This is a genomic window from Kribbella sp. NPDC003557 (genome assembly GCF_040610805.1).
GTDB lineage: Bacteria > Actinomycetota > Actinomycetes > Propionibacteriales > Kribbellaceae > Kribbella.
On sequence record NZ_JBEXMY010000001.1, the window covers coordinates 309,273 to 330,959 of the forward strand.

General features: G+C 70.0%; 19 protein-coding genes. 4 read left to right on the forward strand and 15 right to left on the reverse strand.

Annotated features, from left to right (window positions below; translation table 11 throughout):
• Nucleotides 1-70 precede the first annotated feature (70 nt).
• Nucleotides 71-913 carry a helix-turn-helix transcriptional regulator gene (locus tag ABZW60_RS01510; RefSeq protein WP_355472872.1) on the forward strand — a complete coding sequence of 281 codons (843 nt, stop codon included), beginning with the start codon at nucleotides 71-73 and terminating at the stop codon, nucleotides 911-913.
• Between the two features lie 47 nt (nucleotides 914-960).
• Nucleotides 961-1,710, forward strand: coding sequence for a glycoside hydrolase family 16 protein (locus ABZW60_RS01515; protein ID WP_355472874.1), 750 nt, complete (start codon nucleotides 961-963; stop codon nucleotides 1,708-1,710).
• Between the two features lie 54 nt (nucleotides 1,711-1,764).
• Here the strand turns inward: ABZW60_RS01515 and ABZW60_RS01520 are convergent, their stop codons facing one another.
• The 3 genes from ABZW60_RS01520 to ABZW60_RS01530 form a co-directional block, all read right to left on the reverse strand.
• Nucleotides 1,765-5,094 (reverse strand): CARDB domain-containing protein, encoded by a 3,330-nt coding sequence (locus ABZW60_RS01520; RefSeq protein WP_355472876.1) that lies wholly within the window; start codon nucleotides 5,092-5,094, stop codon nucleotides 1,765-1,767.
• Between the two features lie 180 nt (nucleotides 5,095-5,274).
• Nucleotides 5,275-7,065, reverse strand: coding sequence for a DEAD/DEAH box helicase (locus tag ABZW60_RS01525; RefSeq protein WP_355472878.1), 1,791 nt, complete (start codon nucleotides 7,063-7,065; stop codon nucleotides 5,275-5,277).
• A gap of 59 nt (nucleotides 7,066-7,124) precedes the next feature.
• On the reverse strand, nucleotides 7,125-7,697 hold the full coding sequence (locus tag ABZW60_RS01530) for a Uma2 family endonuclease (protein WP_355472880.1): 573 nt from the start codon (nucleotides 7,695-7,697) through the stop codon (nucleotides 7,125-7,127).
• 121 nt (nucleotides 7,698-7,818) lie between these two features.
• Here ABZW60_RS01530 and ABZW60_RS01535 point away from each other — a divergent pair, with 121 nt between their 5' ends.
• Complete coding sequence (locus ABZW60_RS01535) at nucleotides 7,819-8,091, forward strand: DUF3039 domain-containing protein (RefSeq protein ID WP_355472882.1); 273 nt, start codon at nucleotides 7,819-7,821, stop codon at nucleotides 8,089-8,091.
• Between the two features lie 81 nt (nucleotides 8,092-8,172).
• On the opposite strand, the gene ABZW60_RS01540 is transcribed toward ABZW60_RS01535, so the two are convergent.
• The 3 genes from ABZW60_RS01540 to ABZW60_RS01550 are packed head-to-tail and all read right to left on the reverse strand — an operon-like array spanning nucleotide 8,173 to nucleotide 10,562.
• A complete protein-coding gene (locus ABZW60_RS01540; RefSeq protein WP_355472884.1) occupies nucleotides 8,173-8,730 on the reverse strand; it encodes a YqgE/AlgH family protein in 558 nt (185 codons plus the stop codon).
• Between the two features lie 7 nt (nucleotides 8,731-8,737).
• Complete coding sequence (locus ABZW60_RS01545; protein ID WP_355472886.1) at nucleotides 8,738-9,118, reverse strand: VanZ family protein; 381 nt, start codon at nucleotides 9,116-9,118, stop codon at nucleotides 8,738-8,740.
• A 13-nt stretch (nucleotides 9,119-9,131) separates the two neighbouring features.
• Nucleotides 9,132-10,562 carry an NAD-dependent malic enzyme gene (locus tag ABZW60_RS01550; RefSeq protein WP_355472888.1) on the reverse strand — a complete coding sequence of 477 codons (1,431 nt, stop codon included), beginning with the start codon at nucleotides 10,560-10,562 and terminating at the stop codon, nucleotides 9,132-9,134.
• Nucleotides 10,563-10,681: 119 nt separating this feature from the next.
• Between ABZW60_RS01550 and ABZW60_RS01555 the strand changes: the two genes are divergently transcribed.
• Nucleotides 10,682-11,674: a LacI family DNA-binding transcriptional regulator gene (locus ABZW60_RS01555; protein ID WP_355472890.1), complete on the forward strand. Its 993-nt coding sequence runs from the start codon at nucleotides 10,682-10,684 to the stop codon at nucleotides 11,672-11,674.
• Between the two features lie 111 nt (nucleotides 11,675-11,785).
• On the opposite strand, the gene ABZW60_RS01560 is transcribed toward ABZW60_RS01555, so the two are convergent.
• The 9 genes from ABZW60_RS01560 to ABZW60_RS01600 all read right to left on the reverse strand — a co-directional run bounded on the left by ABZW60_RS01560 (nucleotide 11,786) and on the right by ABZW60_RS01600 (nucleotide 21,631).
• Nucleotides 11,786-12,793, reverse strand: coding sequence for a substrate-binding domain-containing protein (locus ABZW60_RS01560; protein WP_355472892.1), 1,008 nt, complete (start codon nucleotides 12,791-12,793; stop codon nucleotides 11,786-11,788).
• 13 nt (nucleotides 12,794-12,806) lie between these two features.
• Nucleotides 12,807-13,841, reverse strand: a complete 1,035-nt coding sequence (locus ABZW60_RS01565; RefSeq protein ID WP_355472894.1) for an ABC transporter permease — start codon at nucleotides 13,839-13,841, stop codon at nucleotides 12,807-12,809.
• Nucleotides 13,838-15,379 carry a sugar ABC transporter ATP-binding protein gene (locus ABZW60_RS01570; RefSeq protein WP_355472896.1) on the reverse strand — a complete coding sequence of 514 codons (1,542 nt, stop codon included), beginning with the start codon at nucleotides 15,377-15,379 and terminating at the stop codon, nucleotides 13,838-13,840. The genes ABZW60_RS01565 and ABZW60_RS01570 overlap by 4 nt, the downstream gene beginning before the upstream one ends.
• A gap of 222 nt (nucleotides 15,380-15,601) precedes the next feature.
• On the reverse strand, nucleotides 15,602-17,101 hold the full coding sequence (locus tag ABZW60_RS01575) for an ABC transporter substrate-binding protein (RefSeq protein ID WP_355472898.1): 1,500 nt from the start codon (nucleotides 17,099-17,101) through the stop codon (nucleotides 15,602-15,604).
• An 11-nt stretch (nucleotides 17,102-17,112) separates the two neighbouring features.
• Complete coding sequence (locus ABZW60_RS01580) at nucleotides 17,113-17,874, reverse strand: hypothetical protein (protein ID WP_355472900.1); 762 nt, start codon at nucleotides 17,872-17,874, stop codon at nucleotides 17,113-17,115.
• Nucleotides 17,871-18,530: a histidine phosphatase family protein gene (locus ABZW60_RS01585; RefSeq protein ID WP_355472901.1), complete on the reverse strand. Its 660-nt coding sequence runs from the start codon at nucleotides 18,528-18,530 to the stop codon at nucleotides 17,871-17,873. Before ABZW60_RS01585 ends, ABZW60_RS01580 begins: the two co-directional genes overlap by 4 nt.
• Nucleotides 18,527-19,516, reverse strand: a complete 990-nt coding sequence (locus tag ABZW60_RS01590; protein ID WP_355474478.1) for an oligopeptide/dipeptide ABC transporter ATP-binding protein — start codon at nucleotides 19,514-19,516, stop codon at nucleotides 18,527-18,529. The genes ABZW60_RS01585 and ABZW60_RS01590 overlap by 4 nt, the downstream gene beginning before the upstream one ends.
• A 277-nt stretch (nucleotides 19,517-19,793) precedes the next feature.
• On the reverse strand, nucleotides 19,794-20,780 hold the full coding sequence (locus ABZW60_RS01595; RefSeq protein WP_355472903.1) for an ABC transporter ATP-binding protein: 987 nt from the start codon (nucleotides 20,778-20,780) through the stop codon (nucleotides 19,794-19,796).
• The gene (locus tag ABZW60_RS01600) at nucleotides 20,780-21,631 is read right to left on the reverse strand and encodes an ABC transporter permease (protein WP_355472905.1); all 852 of its coding nucleotides are present in this window, start codon (nucleotides 21,629-21,631) and stop codon (nucleotides 20,780-20,782) included. The genes ABZW60_RS01595 and ABZW60_RS01600 overlap by 1 nt, the downstream gene beginning before the upstream one ends.
• Nucleotides 21,632-21,687: the final 56 nt, after the last annotated feature.

The following is a 21,687-nucleotide window of genomic DNA, read 5'->3' on the forward strand; positions in this document are numbered from 1 at the left end:
AGGCAGAGTCGGCTGAGGCTGGGATCGGCGGTCCCTGGCTGGCAGTCCGTGCGGCTGGGATCCTGGGACCATGGATCGCGACGGGCTGGCGGAGTTCCTCCGGGTACGACGGGAGGCGCTGCGGCCGTCCGACGTAGGCCTGCCCGCCGGCCTGCGCCGCCGTACGCCGGGGCTCCGTCGGGAGGAGGTCGCGAGTCTCGCGACGATGTCCACCGACTACTACACCCGGCTGGAGCAGGGCCGCGGCCCGCGGCCGTCCCGCGCGGTGCTGACCGGTCTCGCCCGCGCGCTGCGGCTGTCCGACGACGAACGCGATCACCTGTTCCGGCTCGCCGGCGAGCAGCCCGGGCCGCCACCCGGCCCGCCGGCGGACGTGCGGACCGGCGTACTGCGGATGCTCGCGCGGCTGGACGTACCGGGGCTGGTGCTGGACGCGAAGTACGACGTCCTCGCGTGGAACCCGCTGGCCGCGGCGCTGATCACCGACTTCTCCGCGCTCCCGCCGCGGGACCGGAATCTCCTGCGGCTGCGCTTCCTCACCGACCGGCAGGCCGAGCTGTTCGGCGAGGAGGCCACCCGCGAGTTCGCCCGGGATGCCGCCGCCGATCTGCGGGCGGCCACGAGCACGTACCCGAACGATCCGGCGATCGCGCAACTGGTCGGCGACCTGCTGGCGGGCAGCCCGGAGTTCGCGGAGATCTGGGCACGGCACGAGGTCGGGCGGCAGCAGTCGCTGTGCCAGACGCTGTTCCATCCGCAGGTCGGGCGGATCGACGTGATCTGCGAGGTGCTGGTGGTGCCGGAGCGCGACCAGCGCGTCGTGCTGTACACGGCCGAGCCGGGGTCGGCGTCCGAGCAGGCGATCCGGCTGCTGGACGTGATCGGGATGCAGGAGTTGACAACCAAGCCCTGATCAAGCGACTGTTTGATCCGTTGGTTTCCGACGGAGAGGCTTGCCTGATGCGTAAGTTACTTACGGCTCTGGTCGTGCTCGGGTTGTTCGTCGTCCCGCTGCGGGCCGCCGACGCCGCGCCCGGGACGCTGGCGTTCGCGGACGAGTTCGACGGCACCGCGATCGACCGGACGAAGTGGGCCATCCACTCCAACGCCGAGGCCGACCAGTGCCTGGGCAACAAGGGCAACCAGCAGCTCGAGTGGCACACCTGGGACGCGCTCTCGGTGAGCGACGGCAAGCTGACCATGACGGCGCGGAAGAACAATCCGGCGGCCGGGTACGAGTGGTCCGGCGCCCTGATCACGACCGGGCAGGCGTGCGGGCACGAGCCGTCGCAGTCGTTCGCCGTGAGGACCGGTGACTACGTCGAGACCCGGCTGAAACTGCCGGCGGACCAGGGATTCTGGCCGTCCACATGGACCTGGAACGGCAACGGCTCGAACGAGCAGGACACGTACGAGTTCTACAGCGACAACCATCGGGCGCTGTACCTCACCAACCACCAGTCCCCCGGCGGCGGCTGTACCTACCAGTCGCCGACCGACCTGACCACGGACTGGCACACGATCGCGCAGCAACTCGGCCCCGACGAGACCGTCTGGTATCTCGACGGCAAGGAGATCTGCCGGCAGGGCGCCTACACCGCCGGCACCAGTGACGCGCTGATCCTCGACCTGTTCGTGTACGCCAAGATCCCGCCGACGGTCAGCTCGGGGTCGATGCAGATCGACTACGTCCGCGTCTACCGCCCGTAAAGGCTGAGGCCCAGCACCTCGTGAGGAGGTGCTGGGCCTCGGGGGTAGCAGCTGCTACTGCCCGGTGAAGGTGAAGGTGCTGCCGGGCTCCTTGAGGATGTCGCCGTCGCGGGAGTTGGTGATCGTGACGTTCGACAGGTTCGCGTTGCCGCGGGCGCCGCCCATCGCGAGGATGCCGGAGCCGTTGTTCGACTTGTCGATCCTCACGTTGCTGATCGCAACGTTCGGCATCTCCCCGCCGCCGGTCTTGAACTGGATGCCGTCGTAGGTCGAGTCGTGGATCTCGGTGTCCCGGATGGTGACGCCGGGGATCGGGAGGTTCGACGGGAACAGCGTGATCGCGCCGAACTCCTGGTCCTCGTTCCAGAACACCCCGCCACACCGGTACAGCGCGTTGTTCGCGATCAGCGTCGTCCCGGAGAACGGCAGCGGATCGTGGTCGGTGGCGAGCATGATGCCGGGGTAGTTCATCGTGTCGTAGATCAGGTTGTTCTCGATCTTGTTGCCGTACCCGCCGTAGATCGCGATCCCGTTCGCCCGCCACGGCAGCTGCACCGTGTTGTTGGTGAACGTGTTGTCGTGGCCGACGTCGACCGACTGGTCCTTGACGTACTTGTTCGCCCAGACCGCGAGCGCGTCGTCGCCGGTGGTCCGGAAGGAGGAGTTGAACACCTTGGAGTTCCGGGTCCCGTTGGAGAAGTTGATGCCGTCGGCGTAGGTGTCCCGGATCCGCATCCCGCTGAACTCGAGCCCGTCGGCCGGGCCCCACAGCTCCGGGATGTTGTCGTAATCGCGCCCGACCCAGACCCCGACGTTCGAGTGCTCGATCCAGACGTTGCTGATCTTCGTACCGGTGCCGAACCGGCCGTTCAGCGCGACCCCGCCCTCGGCATTCCCGTCACCGCCGCGGATCCGGCCGGACCCGAAGATCGCGATATCCGACAGCTGCACATTCTTGTCGATGTCGAAGCCGAAGTTCCCTTCGTGCGGGTGGTTGATCCCGCCCGCGTTCTGCGGCTCGATCGTCGAGTACAGCTGCGAGTACCACATCCCGGCGCCGCGGATCGTGGCGTTGCTGATCCCGACCTGGTTGAACTGCCCGCGGTTCTGCGGGTCGTCGGTGAGGATCTTCTTCTCCTGCCGCCACTGCCCCGCGGGGATCCAGACGCAGCTGATCACGCCGTTCTGGTCGTCGGTGACGGCGCGCTGGATGGCGTCCGCGTCGTCGATCCCGTCGTTCGGCACCGCGCCGTACTGCGTGATCGACGTACACCCCGCCGGCTGGGACAGCGCCGGCGCGACCTGCTCGAGGTCGACCAGGTCGATGATGTAGTACGACGCCGAGTCGCCGGCGTCGCGCTGCAGGCGGAACGTGGTGCCGGCCGGGTAGGACTGGTTGAGCAGGGCGTGCGACTCGTCGAAGAGGCGGCGGGCGTCGCCGCCGGGGGTGTTGGTGAGGCCCTCGGGCGAGTCGGTGTTGCCGTAGAGCCAGCTGTTGTGGCTGCTCAGGTCGAGCTTCTGCTTGAACGTGCCGTTCACGTACAGGCTGATCGTTGCCTGGAGCCCCTGTCCGTCGGCGGAATCCGGGATCGAGTTGCGGACCACGATCGAGTTGGTCGGCACGGTCGAGGTGAACTCGACGTACTGACCGCTGGAGTTCAGCCGGACCGACTGCCGGCCCGACGACTCGGTGGCGAAGTTGGTGTGCCCGAAGGTCCGCAGCGCGTCGGCCGTCAGCAGGGTGCCGGTGTAGTCACCCGCCTCGGCCTCGTAGGACGTGAACGGCACGGCGGCGCCGCGGCCGATCACGATCGACTTCGTGAAGCTGTTGTTGGTTTCGTTGGTCTCGGCAACGGTGTTGCCCGCATCGGCGGTCGCCGTGAGGGTGGCGCCGCCGTTCGTCGCGGTCCAGGTGCCGCTGATCGCGACGGTGGCGGTGGCGCCGGCCGCGATCGACGGCGCGTTTCCGTTGAGCGTGGTGCTGCCGACGGCCAGGCGTGCCACGCTGGCCGCGGCGGCCGACGTACCGCGGTTGTTGACGGCGACCGTGAACGAGACCTGCGCACCCGGCGCCGGGTTGGCCGGGTTGGCGGTGATGCCGGTGACCTGGAGGTCGGGGCCCGGAGCCTGGCCGACCGTCAGCTGGGTCGCTGCCTGGAGCGTGTTGTTGGTGTCGCTCTGCTCGACGACGGCGTTGGCCGGGTCGGCGACGGCGGCGACGGTGTAGTTGCCTTGCCCGCGCGTTCCGGCGTTCGTGGTGACCGTGGTGGACGCGCCGGCAGCGAGTGCCTGGACGCTCGCGGTGCCGGCGACCGAGCCGCCGAGCAGGAAGTTGAGGCTGCTGGCCGGCGCGGCCGCCGAGCCGTTGTTCTTGACGGTCGCGGTCAGGGTGATCGGCGTCGACTCGGTCGGAGCGGCGGGCGACCAGTCGACGTTCGTCACGACGAGGTCGGGGTTGGGCGCGGCCGCCCCGAAGACCTGCAGCTCGGCGACCTGGCCGCCGGGAGCGCCGGTGTTGCCGAACACCTGCAGGCGCAGGTCGGCGTACCGGCCGGTGACCGGGATGGTGACGGTGTTCTGGCTCGCCGGATCGAACTGGTAGTCGGCCCTGGCGACCGCGGTGGTGAAGGCGGTCGCGGACTGTTCGCGGCCGAGGACCGCGATGCTCTGCGTCCGTGCGCCCCAGACCGGGTCCGGGTTGAGCTTGACGACGACCGAGCTGACGTCGGCGTTCGCGCCGAGCTTGACGGTCAGCGTCGACGGGAAGCCGTTCGACTCCCAGTAGGTGGCGGCGTTGCCGTCGTTGGCGTTGGTCGCGACGAAGCTGAACACCGAGCTCGACGCCTCGATCGCCTTGCCTGCGGCCAGGTCGGTGCCGGTCGGAGGTTCGACCGGCCCGCCACCAGGCCCGGCCAGTGCGAACTCCGACAGTTGCGCGGCCGGCCAGCCGGTGTTCGCGGTGAACGTCAGCCGGACGTAGCGCACCGAGGTGTTGGCGAAGTCGATCGTGACGACGTTCGTGCCGCCGAAGGCGTACGCCGTACTGCTGACGAGCGTGCTGAACGAGGAGCCGTTCGCGCTGCCCGAGACCGCGATGGTCTCGGTGCGCGGCCCCCAGGCGGACGGGAGCTTGAGCGTCACCTGGTTGACGTCCTTGGTGGCGCCCAGGTCCGCCTGCAACCACTGCGGGAAGGCGTTGTTGCTGCTCTCCCAGTAGCTGTTCTGGTTTCCGTCGCCGGCGTTGCCGCTCGGGTATTCACCGAGCGAACTGCTGGCGGTCAGGGTCTTGGTCAGGTCGGCGGCCATGGCGGTCGGGACCGACAGCAGACCGGCGGCGACGAGCAGGGCGGCCAGCAGGAGCCGCAGAAGATTCTTCCGATGCATCGGGTGGTCCTCCATCGGGGGGCGGTGGGAGGTCCCTGCGCTACGAAAATTGCGTGACTCTGACGATTTCTTGCAGCACAGGTATCCGAAGCTTGCAGTACCGGTCGCAGCACGTCAACAGCTCGTCACGACAGAAGACCCCGCCGCTGGAATCCAGGGCGGGGTGTCGGCTGCGGAGGATCAGGCTCGGCGTTGCGTCGCCCAGTCGCGGATCAGCTCGATGCGGTCCTTCAACTGGACGGAGGAGGCATGCGCGGCGGGCGGACCGCCGAGCTTGCGGCGCAGGTCGTTGTGGATCACGCCATGCGGCTGGCCGGTGCGGTGGTGCCAGGCGGCGACCAGACCGTTCAGCTCGCGGCGCAGCAGCGCGATCTGCTCGTGGGTGGCCAGCTCGACCGGCGTCGGGTCCTCGCGGTCACTCGTCGACCGTGAGGACTTCTTCTGCGCCGCCAGCGACTTCTGCTGGCGTTTGTGCAGCAGGTCCCGCACCTGGTCGGGCTCCAGCAGACCCGGCAGGCCGAGGAAGTCCAGCTCCTCGTCGGAGGCGTTCTCGCCGCCGGTCCCGTAGTCACCGCCGTCGAACACCACCCGGTCGAAGCTGGCGTCCGACCCGAGCGCCTCGAAGTTGCCCTCGAGCTCGTCACTGGCGCCCTCGGCCTGGTTCGCCTGCTTCAGCAGGTCGTCCTCGAGGGCGAAGATGTCACCGTCCTCGGTGCTGTTCTTCCGGCCGAGGACGTGGTCGCGCTCGACCTCCATCTCGGCCGCGAACCCGAGCAGCCGGGTCACCGACGGCACGAACACCGACGCCGTCTCGCCGCGCTTGCGGGCCCGCACGAACCGGCCGACGGCCTGGGCGAAGAACAGTGGCGTCGACGTCGGCGTCGCATACACACCGACCGCCAGCCGCGGCACGTCGACGCCCTCGGACACCATCCGGACCGCGACCATCCAGCGCGAGTTGTCCTCGGAGAACTTCGCGATCTTCTTGCTCGCCGCCTTCTCGTCCGACAGCACGACGGTCGGCGCCTCGCCGGTCAGCTCGCGCAGCGTCTTCGCGTACGCCCGGGCCGTGTTCTGGTCGCCCGAGATGACCAGGGCGCCGGCGTCCGGCATGTGCCGCCGCACCTCGGTCAGCCGCTTGTCCGCGGCCGCCAGCACCGCGCCCATCCACTCGCCCGCCGGGTCCAGCGCGGTCCGCAGCGCCTGGGCGGTGAGGTCCTTCGTGAGCGGCTCGCCCAGCCGCGCGGCGATCTCGTCACCGGCCTTGGTCCGCCACCGCATCTCGCCCGAGTACGACATGAAGATCACCGGGCGGACGACATGGTCGCGCAGCGCGTGCCCGTACCCGTAGGTGTAGTCCGCCTTGCTCCGGGCGACGCCGTCGTGGCCCTCCTCGTACGTCACGAAGGGGATCGGGTTGTCGTCGCTGCGGAACGGCGTACCGGTCAGGCAGAGCCGGCGGGTCGCGGGCTCGAACGCCTCCCGGACACCGTCGCCCCAGCTGAGCGCGTCACCGCCGTGGTGCACCTCGTCCAGGATCACCAGCGTCTTGAACCGCTCGGTCCGGACCCGGAAGGCCAGCGGGTTGACCGCGACCCCGGCGTACGTCACCGCGACGCCCTGGAAGTCCTTGTTGGTCTTGCCGCGCCGCCCGGCGAACGCCGGGTCGATCGAGATCCCGGCCCGGTCCGCCGCGTCGGCCCACTGGACCTTCAGGTGCTCGGTCGGCGTCACCACGGTGACCCGCTCGATCTGCCGCCGGTGCAACAGCTCGGCCGCCACGGTCAGCGCGAACGTCGTCTTGCCCGCTCCCGGCGTCGCCACCGCGAGGAAGTCCCGCGGGTTGCCATCCAGGTACAGCTGGAGCGCCTCGGCCTGCCAGGCTCGCAGCTTGCTCGCGGTACCCCACGCTGCGCGATCCGGATAGGCCGGTGGCAGGACAGCAGGGTTGGCCGGCACGTGCGAATCCACAGACAGCTACTCCCCCGAAGGTCGACAGTGTGCCGGGCAGGAAGGTTACCCGAGATCCGTCACGAGATCAGATCGGCAGGCACCACCGTCACGCCGAACGGGCTCGTCAGCCGCGCGGCTTCGTCCCCGGTCACCTTCGCGACCTGCACGTATGCGCCGTCCTGAAGTTCCCAGGCAATCAGGCTCGGCGTGTCGGGATCCACCACCCAGTACGCCCCACACCCGGCCGCCTCGTACCGCGAGAACTTGAGCATGACGTCGATCCGCCGCGTGCTCGGCGACAACACCTCGACGGCAAGCAGCGGCGGCCCCGGCAACTCACCTTCGGCGAAGTCGTCCCTTCGCGCGACGAAGAGGTCCGGCTGGACGACGGTGTCTCCTGCCAGCACGACGTCGAACGGCGCGGTCAGCGCGCACAGCTCCGGCGGACACGCCAGCCTGAGCTTGACGAGCAAGCTGGCAACAGTGTCCTGGTGGGCGAACGTGGGGCCGGGCGTCACGACCAGCACCCCGTCGATGAGCTCGTGCCGGCGGCCGTCATCGGGCATCCGATCGAGGTCGTTCCTGGTCAGCGGCAGGTTCGCCGGCTCCAGCCACAAGTTGGGGGTTGGAATGGGTTCCACAGCACTCATAGTGCCTCCTTTGGTCGGTCACGGCAGAGAAGGTGCCGTGATCTGCCCCGGGATGCCCCGGGATTCCCCGGGCTGTGGAAAAGTTCCGGGTCTGCTGGTGATGCGGCCTACACTCGGGGGTATGAGCACACAGCTGACCCCCGGCGCGGAGACGGTTGTCGACGAGCGGACCCAGACGTCGCCGGCCGAGCCTGGCGATCACGAGCGGTTCTCGCACTACGTGCCGAAGGACAAGCTGACCGAGGCGATGGTGATGGGCACCCCCGTCGTCGCCCTCTGCGGCAAGGTCTGGGTCCCGAGCCGCGACCCGCAGCGCTTCCCGGTCTGCCCGGAGTGCAAGGAGATCTGGGACTCCCTCAACCCCGGCGACGACGACCAGGGCGGCGACGAATAGCCCGTCCGTGGGGCTAAGCCGCAGTGCGTAAGCACGGGAGCACAACCCGCGACCCCGCCGGCAGAACAGCCGCAGACAGGCTCAGTTGAGGGTGGGGTCGTCGGGGTAGGTGGCCAGGTAGGCCATCTGGTCGTTCTGGCGGCGGAGGACCCGGCGCCAGAGGGTGTCGGGGTCGTCGCCGAAGACGTCTTCAGGGTCGGATTCGACGACGTACCAGGCGCCCTCGGCGATTTCGCCCTCGAGCTGGCCGCTGGACCAGCCGGCGTACCCGGCGAAGATGCGCATCCGGGTGATCGCGCCCTCCAGCAGCGCCGGCGGCACGTCGAGGTCGACCAGCCCGATCCGGCCGTAGCACTCCCGCCAGCCGGGCGGGTCGGTGGAGTCGATCACCTCGGCGACCGCGAGCGCACTGTCGGTGCCGACGGGTCCGCCCATGAACAGCACGCCGGGCTCGTCGACCGCGGACGACCAGTTCGGCAGCACCTGGTCCACGGACAGGTCGGCGGCGCGGTTCACCACCACCCCGAGTGCGCCGTCGTCGTCGTGATCCAGCAGCAGGATCACCGACCGGCGGAAGGGCGGCTCGTCGAGCAACGGGGTCGCCACCAGCAGCGAACCGGTCAGGGTCGAGACCGTCATACCCCCATCATGGCGTACGACGGGCCCCGCGCGACCCCAGCCAAGCGCCGATCGCGACGCCGGCCAGGTCGGCGAGCGCGTCCAACGGATCGCCGTCGCGCTGCGGAAGCAGCCAGTGCTGCACCAGTTCGCTGACGACGGCGTTGGCGACCAGTGCCCCGAGCAACCAGCGCATCGGTACGCCGACCTTCAGGCCGGTGAACGCCACCGCCGCGAACAGGAAGCAGTGCGCGACCTTGTCGACCTGCGGGATCCCCACGTGCGGACCCGCCTCGCGCGGCGCGTACACGCCGTACAGCTGCAGTGCCACCGCCGCCACGAAGGCGACCCGCCAGGCCCAGACCCGCACCCGCGACCCGGTGGCCGGCCCCGTCAGCGTAGAAGTCACCTGTCCACCGTACTCACAGCGCGGGAGCGTCGTCCGGGTAGCTCTCGTGCGCCGGAGCCTTGCCGCCGGCCGCCTCGCGAACGGCGTGCGCCACCATCGTGTGCACCTCCGGGTGGAAGACGCTCGGCACGATGTAGCTGGCGTTCAGCTCGTCGTCGGTGACGACACCGGCGAGCGCCTTCGCGGCTGCCAGCTCCATGTCGATCGACACCTTGGACGACTGCGCGTCGAGCAGACCGCGGAAGACTCCCGGGAAGACCAGCACGTTGTTGATCTGGTTCGGGTAGTCGCTGCGGCCGGTGGCGACCACGGCGGCGTGCTCGCCGGCCTCGGCCGGGTCGACCTCGGGCACCGGGTTCGCCAGTGCGAACACGATCGCGTCCTCGTTCATGGTGGCGATGTCGGCGCCGGTCAGGATGTTCGGCGCGGAGACGCCGATGAACACGTCCGCACCGGCCAGCGCGCCCTTCAGGTCACCGCTGTACTTGGCCGCGTTGGTGTTCTCCGCGATCCAGCGCAGCTCCGGCGACAGCCCGTCGCGGTCCGGATGGATGACACCGCCGATGTCGGCGACGCAGGTGTCCTTCACGCCGGCCGCGAGCAGCAGCTTCAGAATCGCCGTACCGGCGGCGCCCGCGCCGGACAGCACGACCCGCACGTTGCTGATGTCCTTGCCGACCACGCGCAGCGCGTTGTACAGCGCGCCGACGACGACCACCGCCGTACCGTGCTGGTCGTCGTGGAAGACCGGGATGTCGAGCTCCTCGCGCAGCCGGGCCTCGATCTCGAAGCAGCGCGGCGCGGAGATGTCCTCCAGGTTGATCCCGGCGAAGCCCGGCGCGATCGCCTTCACGATCGAGACGATCTCGTCCGGGTCCTGGGTGTCCAGGCACAGCGGCCAGGCGTCGATCCCGGCGAACCGCTTGAACAGCGCGGCCTTGCCCTCCATCACCGGCAGCGCGGCCTTCGGGCCGATGTTCCCCAGGCCGAGGACGGCCGAACCGTCGGTGACGACCGCGACGCTGTTGCGCTTGATCGTCAGCCGGCGCGCGTCGTCGGGGTTGTTCGCGATCGCCAGGCAGACCCGCGCGACACCCGGCGTGTAGATCATCGACAGGTCGTCACGGTTGCGGATCGGGTGCTTGGCCTCCATCGAGATCTTGCCGCCGAGGTGCATCAGGAACGTCCGGTCCGAGACCCGGCCGATCTCGACGCCCGGTACGGCGCGCATCGCCTCGACCAGGCGGCCGGCGTGCTCGGTGTCGGCCGCGGCGCAGGTGACGTCGATCCGCAGCCGCTCGTGGCCGGACGCGGTCACGTCGAGCGCGGTGACCAGACCGCCGGCCTGCTCGACCGCGGTCGTCAGCTTGCTCACCGTCGAGCCACCCGCGGGCACCTCGAGGCGAACGGTGATGGAGTACGAAACACTCGGCAAGGCAGTCACGCGGGTGATCCTCTCACGTCACTGGTAATGCTCCGAGGTTACGTACGTTAAGTGCACGGCAGGCCTCTGGGTAATCCATTACTCGCCCGGCATACTGGTCGGTCAGGAAGGGAGCCAGAGTGCCGACTGTCAGCGACGTGGCCGCACGCGCCGGGGTGTCGACGGCGACCGTCTCCCGGGCCCTGAACGGCAAGCCGACGGTCGACCCGGACCTCGCGGCGCGGGTCCGGCGGGCCGCCGAGGAGCTCGGGTACCAGCCGAACGGCCCGGCGCGGAACCTGCGCCGCCAGGAGGCCGCGGTCGTCGCGCTGATCATCTCGGACGTGGAGAACCCGTTCTTCACCGCGATCGCCCGCGGGGTCGAGGACGTCGCGCACGAGGTCGGGTACTCGGTCGTGCTGTGCAACTCCGACGAGAGCGCGGACAAGGAGAGCCGCTACCTCGACATCGCCATCCAGGAACGGGTCGCGGGCGTCATCCTGTCGCCGAGCGGCCCGGCGTCCTCGGTCGCCAGACTCGCCGCGCGAGGGACGGCGTACGTCGCGGTGGACCGGCCGCTGCCGGACCAGGACAGCGACGTCGTGCTCGTCGACACCCGGCTCGCCGCCCGCGAGGCGACCGCCCATTTGATTGCCCAAGGCTACGAACGGGTCGGCTGCGTGACCGGTCCGGCGGGGGTCCGCACCGCCGACGACCGGCTGGCCGGGTACCGCGAGGCGCTCAGGGCCGCGCGCCGGCGCAGGACGCCGAAACTCGTCCGGCGCACCGAGTACAAGGCCGCCGGCGCCCATCGCGCCGCGCTCGAGCTGCTCTCCCAGCCCGAGCCGCCCGACGCGCTGCTGATCGCGAACAGCGCGATGGCGGTCGGCGTCCTGCAGGCCCTGCAGGAGCGCGGCATGCGGGCGGGGCGTGACGTCGGGCTGGTCACGTTCGACGACGCGCCGTGGGCCGCGCTGGTCGACCCGCCGCTGTCCGTCGTCGCCCAACCGGCCTACGAGATCGGTGCGGTCGCCGCCCGCCTCCTCCTCGCCCGCATCGCCGACAACACCCGCCCCGCCACCACGACCACCCTCGGCGCCCACCTGATCCAGCGAGCGAGCTCGCGCCGCTGACCAAACACCGGCAGCTCGACAGGAGGTGTGCCGCCGGCGGCGACCCCGCCCCGCCTACCCAGGCGGCGGCCGGCCGGCTCGAGACGGACACCTCCTGTCGAGCTGCAGATCTCAGCCGGTGGGGTTCTCCTCGGCGTAGATCTGGGCGGCGTTGGAGGCGTCGATCAGGCGGGTCGGGAGGATCTGGGACTTCTCGACGGTGCCGCAGTCGACGAGGATCTTCTTGGCGGCGGCGACGGCTTCCTTGCCGTTGGTCGGGTAGGTGAAGGTGGCGGACAGCCGGCCCTGCTCGACGGCCTTGATGCCGCCGGACGGGATCGGCAGCGCGTCGATGCCGGTGAACTTCATCTCCTTCTCCCGGCCGACCGCCTTCGCGGCCAGGTACGCGCCCTCGGCCATCGGGTCGTTGTGCGAGTAGACCACGTCGATCTTCGGGTTCGCCTTCAGCAGCGCGTCCATCTGCGCCTGGCCCTTCTCCCGCAGCCAGTCACCGCTCGCGGCGGCGATCACCTTGACCTTCGGGTTGCCCTTGATGCCCTCGACGAACCCCTCGTGCCGCTCGGCCTGCGGCGTCGCGCCGGCCAGCCCTTTGAGCTCCACGACGTTCCCACCGTCAGGCAGCAGCTTCTCGGCGATGTACTTCCCGGCCTCGCGGCCGATCTGCACGTTGTCGCCGCCGATGAACCCGGTGTATGCGTCGCCCTCGACCTTCCGGTCCAGCACGATCACCGGGATGCCCTTGTCGTAGGCCTTCTTCACGACCGCGGTCAGCGGCTTCGCCTCGTTCGGGCTGATGATCAGCAGGTCGATCTGCTGGGTGATGTAGTTCTCCACATCCGCGACCTGCTTGGCGTTGTCCTGCGCCGCGTCCGCGAACTTCACGTCGAACTGCGGCACCTCCTTGGCCGCCGCCCTGATGTCGTCGTCCATCCGCTGCCGGTACGGCTCGGCCACGTTGGCCTGACTCATCCCGATCGTGTACTTGCCGTCGGCTCCCTTGCAGGACGTCGACGACCCCGGCGACGCGGCGCCCGAGGTGCGCTCGCTGGTGGTACCGCAACCGGCCAGGACGAGGGCCGCGACCGCTGCCGCGGCCAGGGGGATTCTCACAGAACGCATAACGATGCCTTCCTCAGGAGGTGGGGCGGAGTCGCTGCAGCGCGGCGGCGGCAACGATCACCAGTCCCTTGATCAGGAGCTGGATGTTGGAGTCGATGTTGTTCAGGGCAAGGATGTTGTTCAGGACGCCGAGCAGCAGCGCGCCGGCCACCGTCCCGGCCACCGAGCCGCGGCCGCCGGCGAGGCTGGTGCCGCCGATCACCACCGCGGCGATCGCGTCCAGCTCGTAGCCGATGCCGTCGTTCGGGCTGCCCTGGTTGAGCTGGACGGCGTGCACGATGCCGGCCAGCGACGCGAGCAGCCCGCAGATCGCGAACACCGCGATCTTGACCCGGACCACCGGCACGCCGGACAGCCGCGCGGCCTTCTCGTTGCCGCCGACGGCGTACAGGTGCCGGGAGAACGCGCTGACCCGGAGGAACACCACCGCGGCGATCGCGACCACCGCGAAGATGATCACGGGGATCGGGACCAGCCCGCCGAAAGTGCGCTCGCCGAGCAGCGCGAACGAGGCCGGCGCCTCCTTCGGGCCGTCGCCGTACGCGATCGCGACGCCCTGGCCGCCGGACCAGATCCGGGCGAGACCTCTGGCTATCTGCAGGCCCGCGAGCGTGACGATGAACGACTGGATCCCGATCATCGCGGTCGCGGCGCCCTGCAGGGCACCGAACACCAGGCCGATCGCGAGCACCAGCACGACCGACGGCAGGAAGCCCCAGTCGTTCTCGACCATCAGGACGGCGGACCCGACCGCGGCCAGCCCGAGCACCGCGCCGACCGACAGGTCGATCCCGCCGATCAGGATCACGAACGTCATCCCGACCGCGATGATCCCGATCTCGGACACCGCGCGGACCACGTTCGCCAAGTTGTCGGCGCTGACGAAGAGGATCTCGCCGTTCTTGCGCGGCGAGAAGATGATCGCCGCGACGAACACCGCGATCAGCCCGAACACACTCTGGAACCGGAACAGCGTTGCGGCCAGGCTGCGCTGCTCCGCCGGCCCGTCCTGCCCGGGCGCGACGGTTCGGTCCTGTACGTCGGTCATTGCATTCCTCCGACCTCGATTTGTCCCATCGCGGCGGCCAGCAGATCGCCTTCGCCCGAGTCCGCCGTACTGAACGAGGCGACGTCGCGGCCGTCCCGCAGCACGACGACGCGGTCGCAGACGCCGACCAGTTCGGGCAGCTCGGACGACGCGAGCAGTACGCCGAGTCCCTGCGCGGCGAGTTCGCCCAGCAGCCGGTAGATCTCGGCCTTCGCGCCGACGTCGACACCGCGTGTCGGCTCGTCGAGGAGCAGCAGCTTGGGCTCGGTGAGCAGCATCCGCCCGAACACGACCTTCTGCTGGTTGCCGCCCGACAACGTGCCGACCTCGTCCTGCAGCCGGCCGAACTTCAGCCGCAGCCGATCCGCCATCCGCACCGACGCGGCCCGTTCCATCCGGCGCGCGATCACCCCGAGCCGGCCGTACGCCGGGAGGCTCGAGACGACCGTGTTGGCGAGGATCGAGTGGAACAGCACCAGCCCCGACGTACGCCGGTCCTCCGGGACGAGGCCGATGCCGTGGGCCAGCGCCTGCCGCGGGCCGCGCGGGCTGATCGGCCTGCCCTGCAGGAAGATCCGGCCCGTGTGGGTGCCGCCGGGCGCGACGCCGTACAGGGTCTCGAGGAGTTCGGTGCGGCCCGCGCCGAGCAGACCGGCCAGGCCGACGATCTCGCCGGCGCGGACGGTCAGCGAGATACCGTCGGGGTCGCGGCGGCCGGGACGCGGGCGGCGGGCCTTCAGGCGCAGGTTCTCGACCCGGAGCAGCTCGTCGCCGGTCGCGGCGTCGGGGGTCGTGAACATGGTCTGCACCGGACGGCCGACCATCGCCTCGACAACCTCGGCGGTACTGAGTTCGCACGGGTCGAAGCTGGTGACGATGCTGCCGTTGCGGAGCACGGTCGCGCGGTCGGCGACCCGCGAGATCTCCTCCATCCGGTGCGAGATGTAGACGATGCCGACACCGCTCTGCCGGAGTTCGCGGATGACGTCGAAGAGCCGGTCGACCTCGGAGCTGGTGAGCGCCGACGTCGGCTCGTCCATGATCAGCACCCGGGCGTCGAGCGAGATCGCCTTCGCGATCGTGACGAGCTGCTGCTCGCCGACCCGCAGGTCGCCCACCGGCCGGCGCGGGTCGAGGCTGACGCCGCTGCGGTCGAGCAGGTCACGGGCCTCGCGTTCCATCCGGCGCCGGTCGACGGTGCGCACCGATGTGCGCAGCTCGCGGCCGAGGAAGATGTTGTCGGCGACCGACAGGCCCGGGACCAGGTCGAGCTCCTGGTGGATCATCGCGATCCCCGCGGCCTGGGCGTCGGTCGGTCCGTTGAAACGCACCGGTGCGCCGTTGATCGCGATGCTGCCGTCGTAGTCCGTCACGTCGCCGGACAGGATCTTCATCAGCGTGCTCTTGCCGGCGCCGTTCTCGCCGAGCAGCGCGTGCACCTCACCCGCGCCGAGCACGAAGTCCACCGCGTGACAGGCCCGCACGCCGCCGTACCGCTTCCCGATCCCGACCATCCGGACGAGGTCGCCTCCGGCCATGACCACCTCCGCGATCCGGGCGAGTAATCGATTTCCCGGACGCTAGACCGCACCCCTCCGACCCGTCAACCCCTTACCAGGTCAACGGCGTCAACCGTGACCAAGCTTCGACCCCACCGGCGCCGTACGACAGCTGTTCGACCGAGCTGAAAACGTCCCCACACGCGTTCGGGACCTTGAACAAGCAATTGCCTGTCCAAGGTCCCGAACGGGGGTACGACGTCAGCTGCCGGCGACGCTCACCTTCGCGAACAGCGGGCGGCCGCTCGGCGGCATCACGAAGCCCTGGACGCGGGACCGGACCGCGGCGTTGGACGCGAGCTCGGCCGGGAAGATGCCGACCGCGTCGTCCCAGATGATCTGGCCGGCCTGCTGGTACAGCGCCGGGCGCGCCGCCTGGTCGACCGACGAGCGGGCGTCGAGCAGGAGCTTGTCGAGGGCCGGGTTGCAGTAGCCGTTGCGCTTGGCGGTGCACACGTACAGGCGGGCCAAGGTGTAGTCGGCGTCACCAGTGCCGGTCACGTTGGTCTGCAGGTTCATGTCCCAGTTGAGCTTGCCGAAGTCCTCCAGCCACTGCGCGCGTTCCTTCTCCAGCGGCTTGACCGTGACGCCGATCTTCGCCCAGTCCGAGATCATCGCCTGCGCCAGAGCGCGGATGTTCGGCCCGCCTTCGAGCGGCCACTGCATCGACGTGGTGAACCCGTTCGGGTAGCCGGCCTCGGTCAGCAGCTGCTTCGCCTTCGCCGGGTCGTAGGCGTACGGCGAGAGCTTCGGCGCGCCGATCACGCCCTGGGCCAGCGGCGCCTGCGCGACCGACGCGAGCTCGCCGAACAGGTCCTTCACCGTGCCCTCGAGGTTGAGCGCGTGCCACATCGCCTGCCGGACCCGTTTGTCGTTGAACGGCTTGCGGTTGGAGTTGAACCAGTCGAAGTAGTACGTCCAGCTCGGCGTGGTCTCGTACTTGATCTGGTCGCTGCCCTTGACCGAGCCGACCTGGTCCGGCGGGATCTGGGTCAGCACGTCGACCTCGCCGTTCTCCAGTCCGGTGATCCGCCCGGCCACCTCCGGGATGTTCACGAACTCGAGCTTGCCGAGCTTCGGGGCGCCGTCCCAGTACGTCGGGTTGGCGGCCAGCTCGAGCTTCTCGTCGGGCTGGAACGCGGTGACCGTGAACGGCCCGGTCCCGATCGGCTTGTTGAAGAACCCGTCGGTGTTGATCTTGTCGGCCGGCCCGATGAACAGCAGCGTCAGCGAGCTGAGCAGCGTGCCGAGCGGCTTGCTGGTCTTCACCGTCACGGTCTGGTCGTCCGTGGCCGCGACCGACGTCACCGTCGAGTACAGCGGTACCAGCGGGCCGTCGAGCTTCTTGTGCCGTTCGTACGACGCGACCACGTCCTTCGCGGTGAACGGCGTACCGTCGGAGAACTTGACGCCGGAGCGGAGCTCGAACACCCACGTGTTCGGGTCCGGGTTCTCCCACGACGTGGCCAGCACCGGGACGATCTTGCCGTCGTCGACCCGCACCAGCGGCTCCATGATCTGCTGGATCGCGGTCTGCACCGCCTCCTCACCGGCGTACTTGTGGGTGTCCAGCGACACCGGGAACATCGCCGGCGCGTACCGCAGGACCTGTTCGCCGCTGCTCGGTTCACTGGCCGGCGAGCACGCCGCCAGGCCTAGCGTGACGACGGCCAGCGCCGCCACGAATCGCTTCCTCAGCACAGGGGTTCTCCTCAAAGCGTGTAGGTGGCCACGACCGGGTAGTGGTCGGAGGGGGCGCGGCCGTCGTGGAAGAAGTCGACGACCTCGCTGGACCGGGCGGCGAGCGGGCCGCGGGCGAAGATCCAGTCGATCGCCTTGGGTGGTGAGGCGAGCGGCGACAACCGGGTCCCGATCGGACCGGTCGCGACCGTCGGCACCACCGGATGGGTCACCGGTGAATGCCGGCCGAGGGCGGTGAAACTGTCCAGGAACCCGGCGTTGCCGAGCTCCCACTGCGGTGGTCCGATGTCGTTGATGTCGACGGTGAACAGGCAGGCGTTCCGGCCGGCCAGGCGTTCCAGCGCCTCACCGATCGCGCGGGCCTGGGCGATCCGGCGGTTGACGTGGTCGGTCCGTTCGTCCGGGTGGCCGGGCCAGGTCAGGTGCGCCGTGCTGAAGACCAGCTCGCTGCCGTCCGGCGTACGAAGCCTGGCCCAGAAGAGTTTCGCGTCGGGTGAGAGGATGCCGACGTCCTCGGCGCCGTGCTCGACGTACGTGAAGAGGTCGCGCCGCCACCACAGGTTGCTCTGCGTCTCCCAGCCCGCGGTCCCGTCCACGCGGTCGTGGTCGGGCAGTACGTCGTCGAGAAGCTTGCGGGTGACGGGCCGGAGCTCCTGCACGGCGAGCAGATCCGGCGGCCGGATCGTGAACAGGCTCGCGATCGCATCCCGGCGCTGCTCGAGGTGGAAGTCGGCCCACAGGTTGTAGGTCATCGCCACGAAGGTGAAGGTCATCGGTCCATCCCGGTAGGCACGTTGTACGCCGTGAGTCCATCGAGCCGGAGCGTGGTGAGTGAGCAGTTCCCCGGCGGATCAAGCACCATCTCGTCCCCCGCCGGCAGCCGGAGCGCGGCAGCCGCCGCCACCCGAATCGGCCCCCCATGCGTAACCACCAGCACCCGCCGCCGACGCCCGCCGACCCGCGCCCCCGCGTCCGCATCCACCTCGCCTCGCGCACCGTCGGCCATGGTCGCGTGATCGGCGAGCTCTGTTGCCGCCTCCCACACGCGCGCCCGCAGCTGCGCGAAGGTCTCCCCACCGCCGCGGGCAACGTCTTCGCCCCGGGCGAAGGCGTCCACGACGTCCGGCTCGTCGGCGTACACGTCGGCGAACGTCCGTCCGCCCCAGGTGCCGACGTCGATCTCGCGCCACCTCTTGTCGACGCGCACCGGCAGGTGGTCGCGGGTGTCCAGGTACGGCTGGAGCGTTTCTTGCACCCGCTGGAGATCGCTCGCCACGATCGCGTCGAACTCGAACGCCTGCAGGTACTCCGCGGCCTGCTTCGCCTGCTGGCGGCCGAGCGCGCTCAATCCGGTGCCTTGCTGGCCTTGGTACCGGTGTTCGGCGTTCCAGACCGACTCGCCGTGCCGGAGGAGGACTAGTTCGGTCACGAGGCGGCTCCAGCGAGTTCGGTGGCGAAGTGGCAGGCAGCGGGGTGCAACTCGAGCCGGGTGGTGAGCTCGGGTGCGTCGCGCGCGCAGGTCTCCTCGGCCTTCCAGCAACGGGTCCGGAAGCCGCACCCCGACGGCGGGTCCGCGGGTGACGGGACGTCGCCGCCGATGATGATCTGCTCGCGGGCGGGTTTGTCCCACGGCTTCGGATCCGGTACGGCGGACAGCAGCGCCTGGGTGTACGGGTGCAACGGACGCGTGAACAGCTCGTCCTGGGACGCGGTCTCGACGATCCGCCCGAGGTACATCACCGCGACCCGGTCCGAGATGTGCCGGACGACGGACAGGTCGTGCGCGATGAACAGGTACGCGAGGCCGAGGTCGCGGCGCAGATCCTCGAGCAGGTTCAGGACCTGGGCCTGGACGGACACGTCGAGCGCGGAGACCGCCTCGTCGCAGATCACCAGCTTCGGGCGGAGGGCGAGCGCGCGGGCGATGCCGATCCGTTGCCGCTGACCGCCGGAGAACTGGTGCGGGTACCGCTCGGCGTGGTCGGGGTTGAGCCCGACGCGCTCGAGCAGGTCGCGGACCTCGGCGCGGTGCCGGTTCCGCGGGACGACGTCGGGGTGGATCTGCCACGCCTCGGCGATGATCTGCTCGACGGTCGCGCGCGGGTTGAGGGAGGCGTACGGGTCCTGGAAGATCATCTGCAGCTGCCGGCGGACCCGGCGCATGGATGCCTTGGGCAACGAGGTCAGCTCGTCACCGTCGAACACGATGCTCCCCGACCGAGCCTTCTCCAGCCCGATGATCGTCCGCGCCACGGTCGACTTCCCCGACCCCGACTCCCCCACCAGCCCGAGCGTCCCACCGGCCGGAATGTCGAACGACACCCCAGCCACAGCCTGGATCTGCCCCACACTCCGCCGCAACACAGCAGACCGCAGAGGAAAGGACGTGCGCAGGTCTCGCACAGACAACAACATCTCCCGCCCGCCCGCCGGCTGGCGGGCGGCAGGTGAGGCGGCACCACTCAAGGCGCTCCCTGCCACGGCGGCGGTGGAGGCGGAAGAGGTGGCGCCGGAGGCGGCGGTGGTGGAGGCGCCGGCGGCGCTGGTGGTGGAGGCGCCGGAGGCGCTGGTGGTGGAGGCGCCGGAGGCGCTGGTGGTGGAGGCGCCGGAGGCGCTGGTGGTGGAGGCGCCGGAGGCGCTGGAGGTGGAGGCGCTGGAGGCGCTGGAGGCGCTGGAGGCGCTGGAGGGAGGCTCAGTGGGCATTGGTGAGGGCTCCTTCCGGGTGGTGGCAGGCTGCTTGGTGGTGGGTGGGGCGGTTGGGGAGGGGGCGGAGGGGTGGCTCTGTCTGGGCGCAGAGGGTGTCTGCGTGGTGGCAGCGGGGGCGGAAGGAGCAGCCGGAGGGGAGGGCTAAGAGGTCAGGTGGGGACCCTTGGATGGGGACCAGGCGGTCGCGGGGACCGTCCAGGGCTGGGACCGACGCCATCAGGCCTGACGTGTACGGGTGGGCGCTGTGTTCGTAGACCTCGCGCAGCGGGCCCGTCTCGACCACGCGGCCCGCGTACATCAGGATCACCCGATCGGCGACATCCGCGACGACGCCGAGGTCGTGGGTGATCAGGACCAGCGACATGCCCTCCTCGGCCTGCAACCGGGTGAGCAGGTCCATGATCTGCGCCTGCACCGTGACGTCGAGCGCGGTGGTCGGCTCGTCCGCGATCAGCAGCCGCGGCGACAGCGCGAGCGCCATCGCGATCATCACCCGCTGCCGCATCCCGCCGGAGAACTGGTGCGGGTAGTCGTCCAGCCGCTTCGACGCGGCCGGGATCCCGACCCGCTTCATCAGGTCCAGCGCCGCCGCCCGCGCCGCACGACGGGACGCCCCGCGATGCCGCCGGAACATCTCGCCGATCTGCGCGCCTACCCGGAAAACCGGGTTCAGTGAGCTCAACGGGTCCTGGAAGACCATCGCGATCTCCCGCCCACGCAGCCCTTTCGCCACACCGGGTGCCAGCAGGTCGCGGCCGTCGTACGAGATCGACCCGCCGCAGACCCGTCCGGCCGGCTTCGGCACGATCCCCATCAGGGCCTGCGCGGTGACGCTCTTCCCGCTACCCGACTCCCCCAGCAGCGCGACGGTCTCGCCGGCGCCGACGTCGAACGACGCACCGTCGACCGCGGTCACCACACCGCCGGACGTGGCGAACTCGACCCGCAGGTCGCGAACACTCAGCAGCACCATCACAGACTCCTCAGTCGCGGGTCGTACCGGTCCCGGAGCGCGTCGCCGAGCACGCCGAGCGAGATGACCAGGAACGCCAGCGCGATCCCCGGGATCGTCGAGATCCACCACGCGTCGGCCAGGTAGTTGCGGCCGTTCGCGATCGTCACGCCCCAGCTGGGCGTCGAGGCCGGCGTACCGAGACCGAGGAAACTGAGCGACGCCTCGGCCAGGATCACGTGCCCGATCTCGACCGTCGCGACGACCAGCACCGGCGCCACGCAGGCCGGCAGGACGCACCGCGTGACCAGCCGCCAGGTGCCGGCGCCGAGCGTCCGCGACGCGTCGACGAACTCCCGCCGCCGGGTCGCCAGCGCCTGACCGCGGGCGACCCGCGCGAACGTCACCCAGTTCGCCACCGCGAGCACGATCACCACGTTCACCACCGACGGCCCGAGCAGCGCGGCGATGAAGATCGCCAGCAGGATCGACGGGAACGCCAGCTGGATGTCCGCGAGCCGCATCAGGACGCCGTCCAGCCAGCCGCCGAAGTACCCGGCGGCGAGGCCGATGGTGACCCCGATCGCCCCGGCCAGGACCAGCGTCGCCAGCCCGACCGCGATCGAGATCCTTGCCCCCTGCAACATCTGGGCGAACAGGTCCTGACCGACCTGGTCGGTGCCGAAGAGCGCGAACGACCCGTCGGACAGCCGGCTGAACGGCGGCTTCAGCCGGTCCGCGGTCCGGGTGCCGACCGGGTCGTACCGGAACAGCCACGGCCCGATCGCGGCGGCCACGACGTACACCGCGATCACCGCGAAACCGAACCGGATCCGGGCCGATCCGGCCCTGGTACGACGGCGTGCGGCCACCGGAGCAGCCAAGGAAATCTCTACATCCCTCGCTTCGCTCGGGGTGGGGAAGGAAG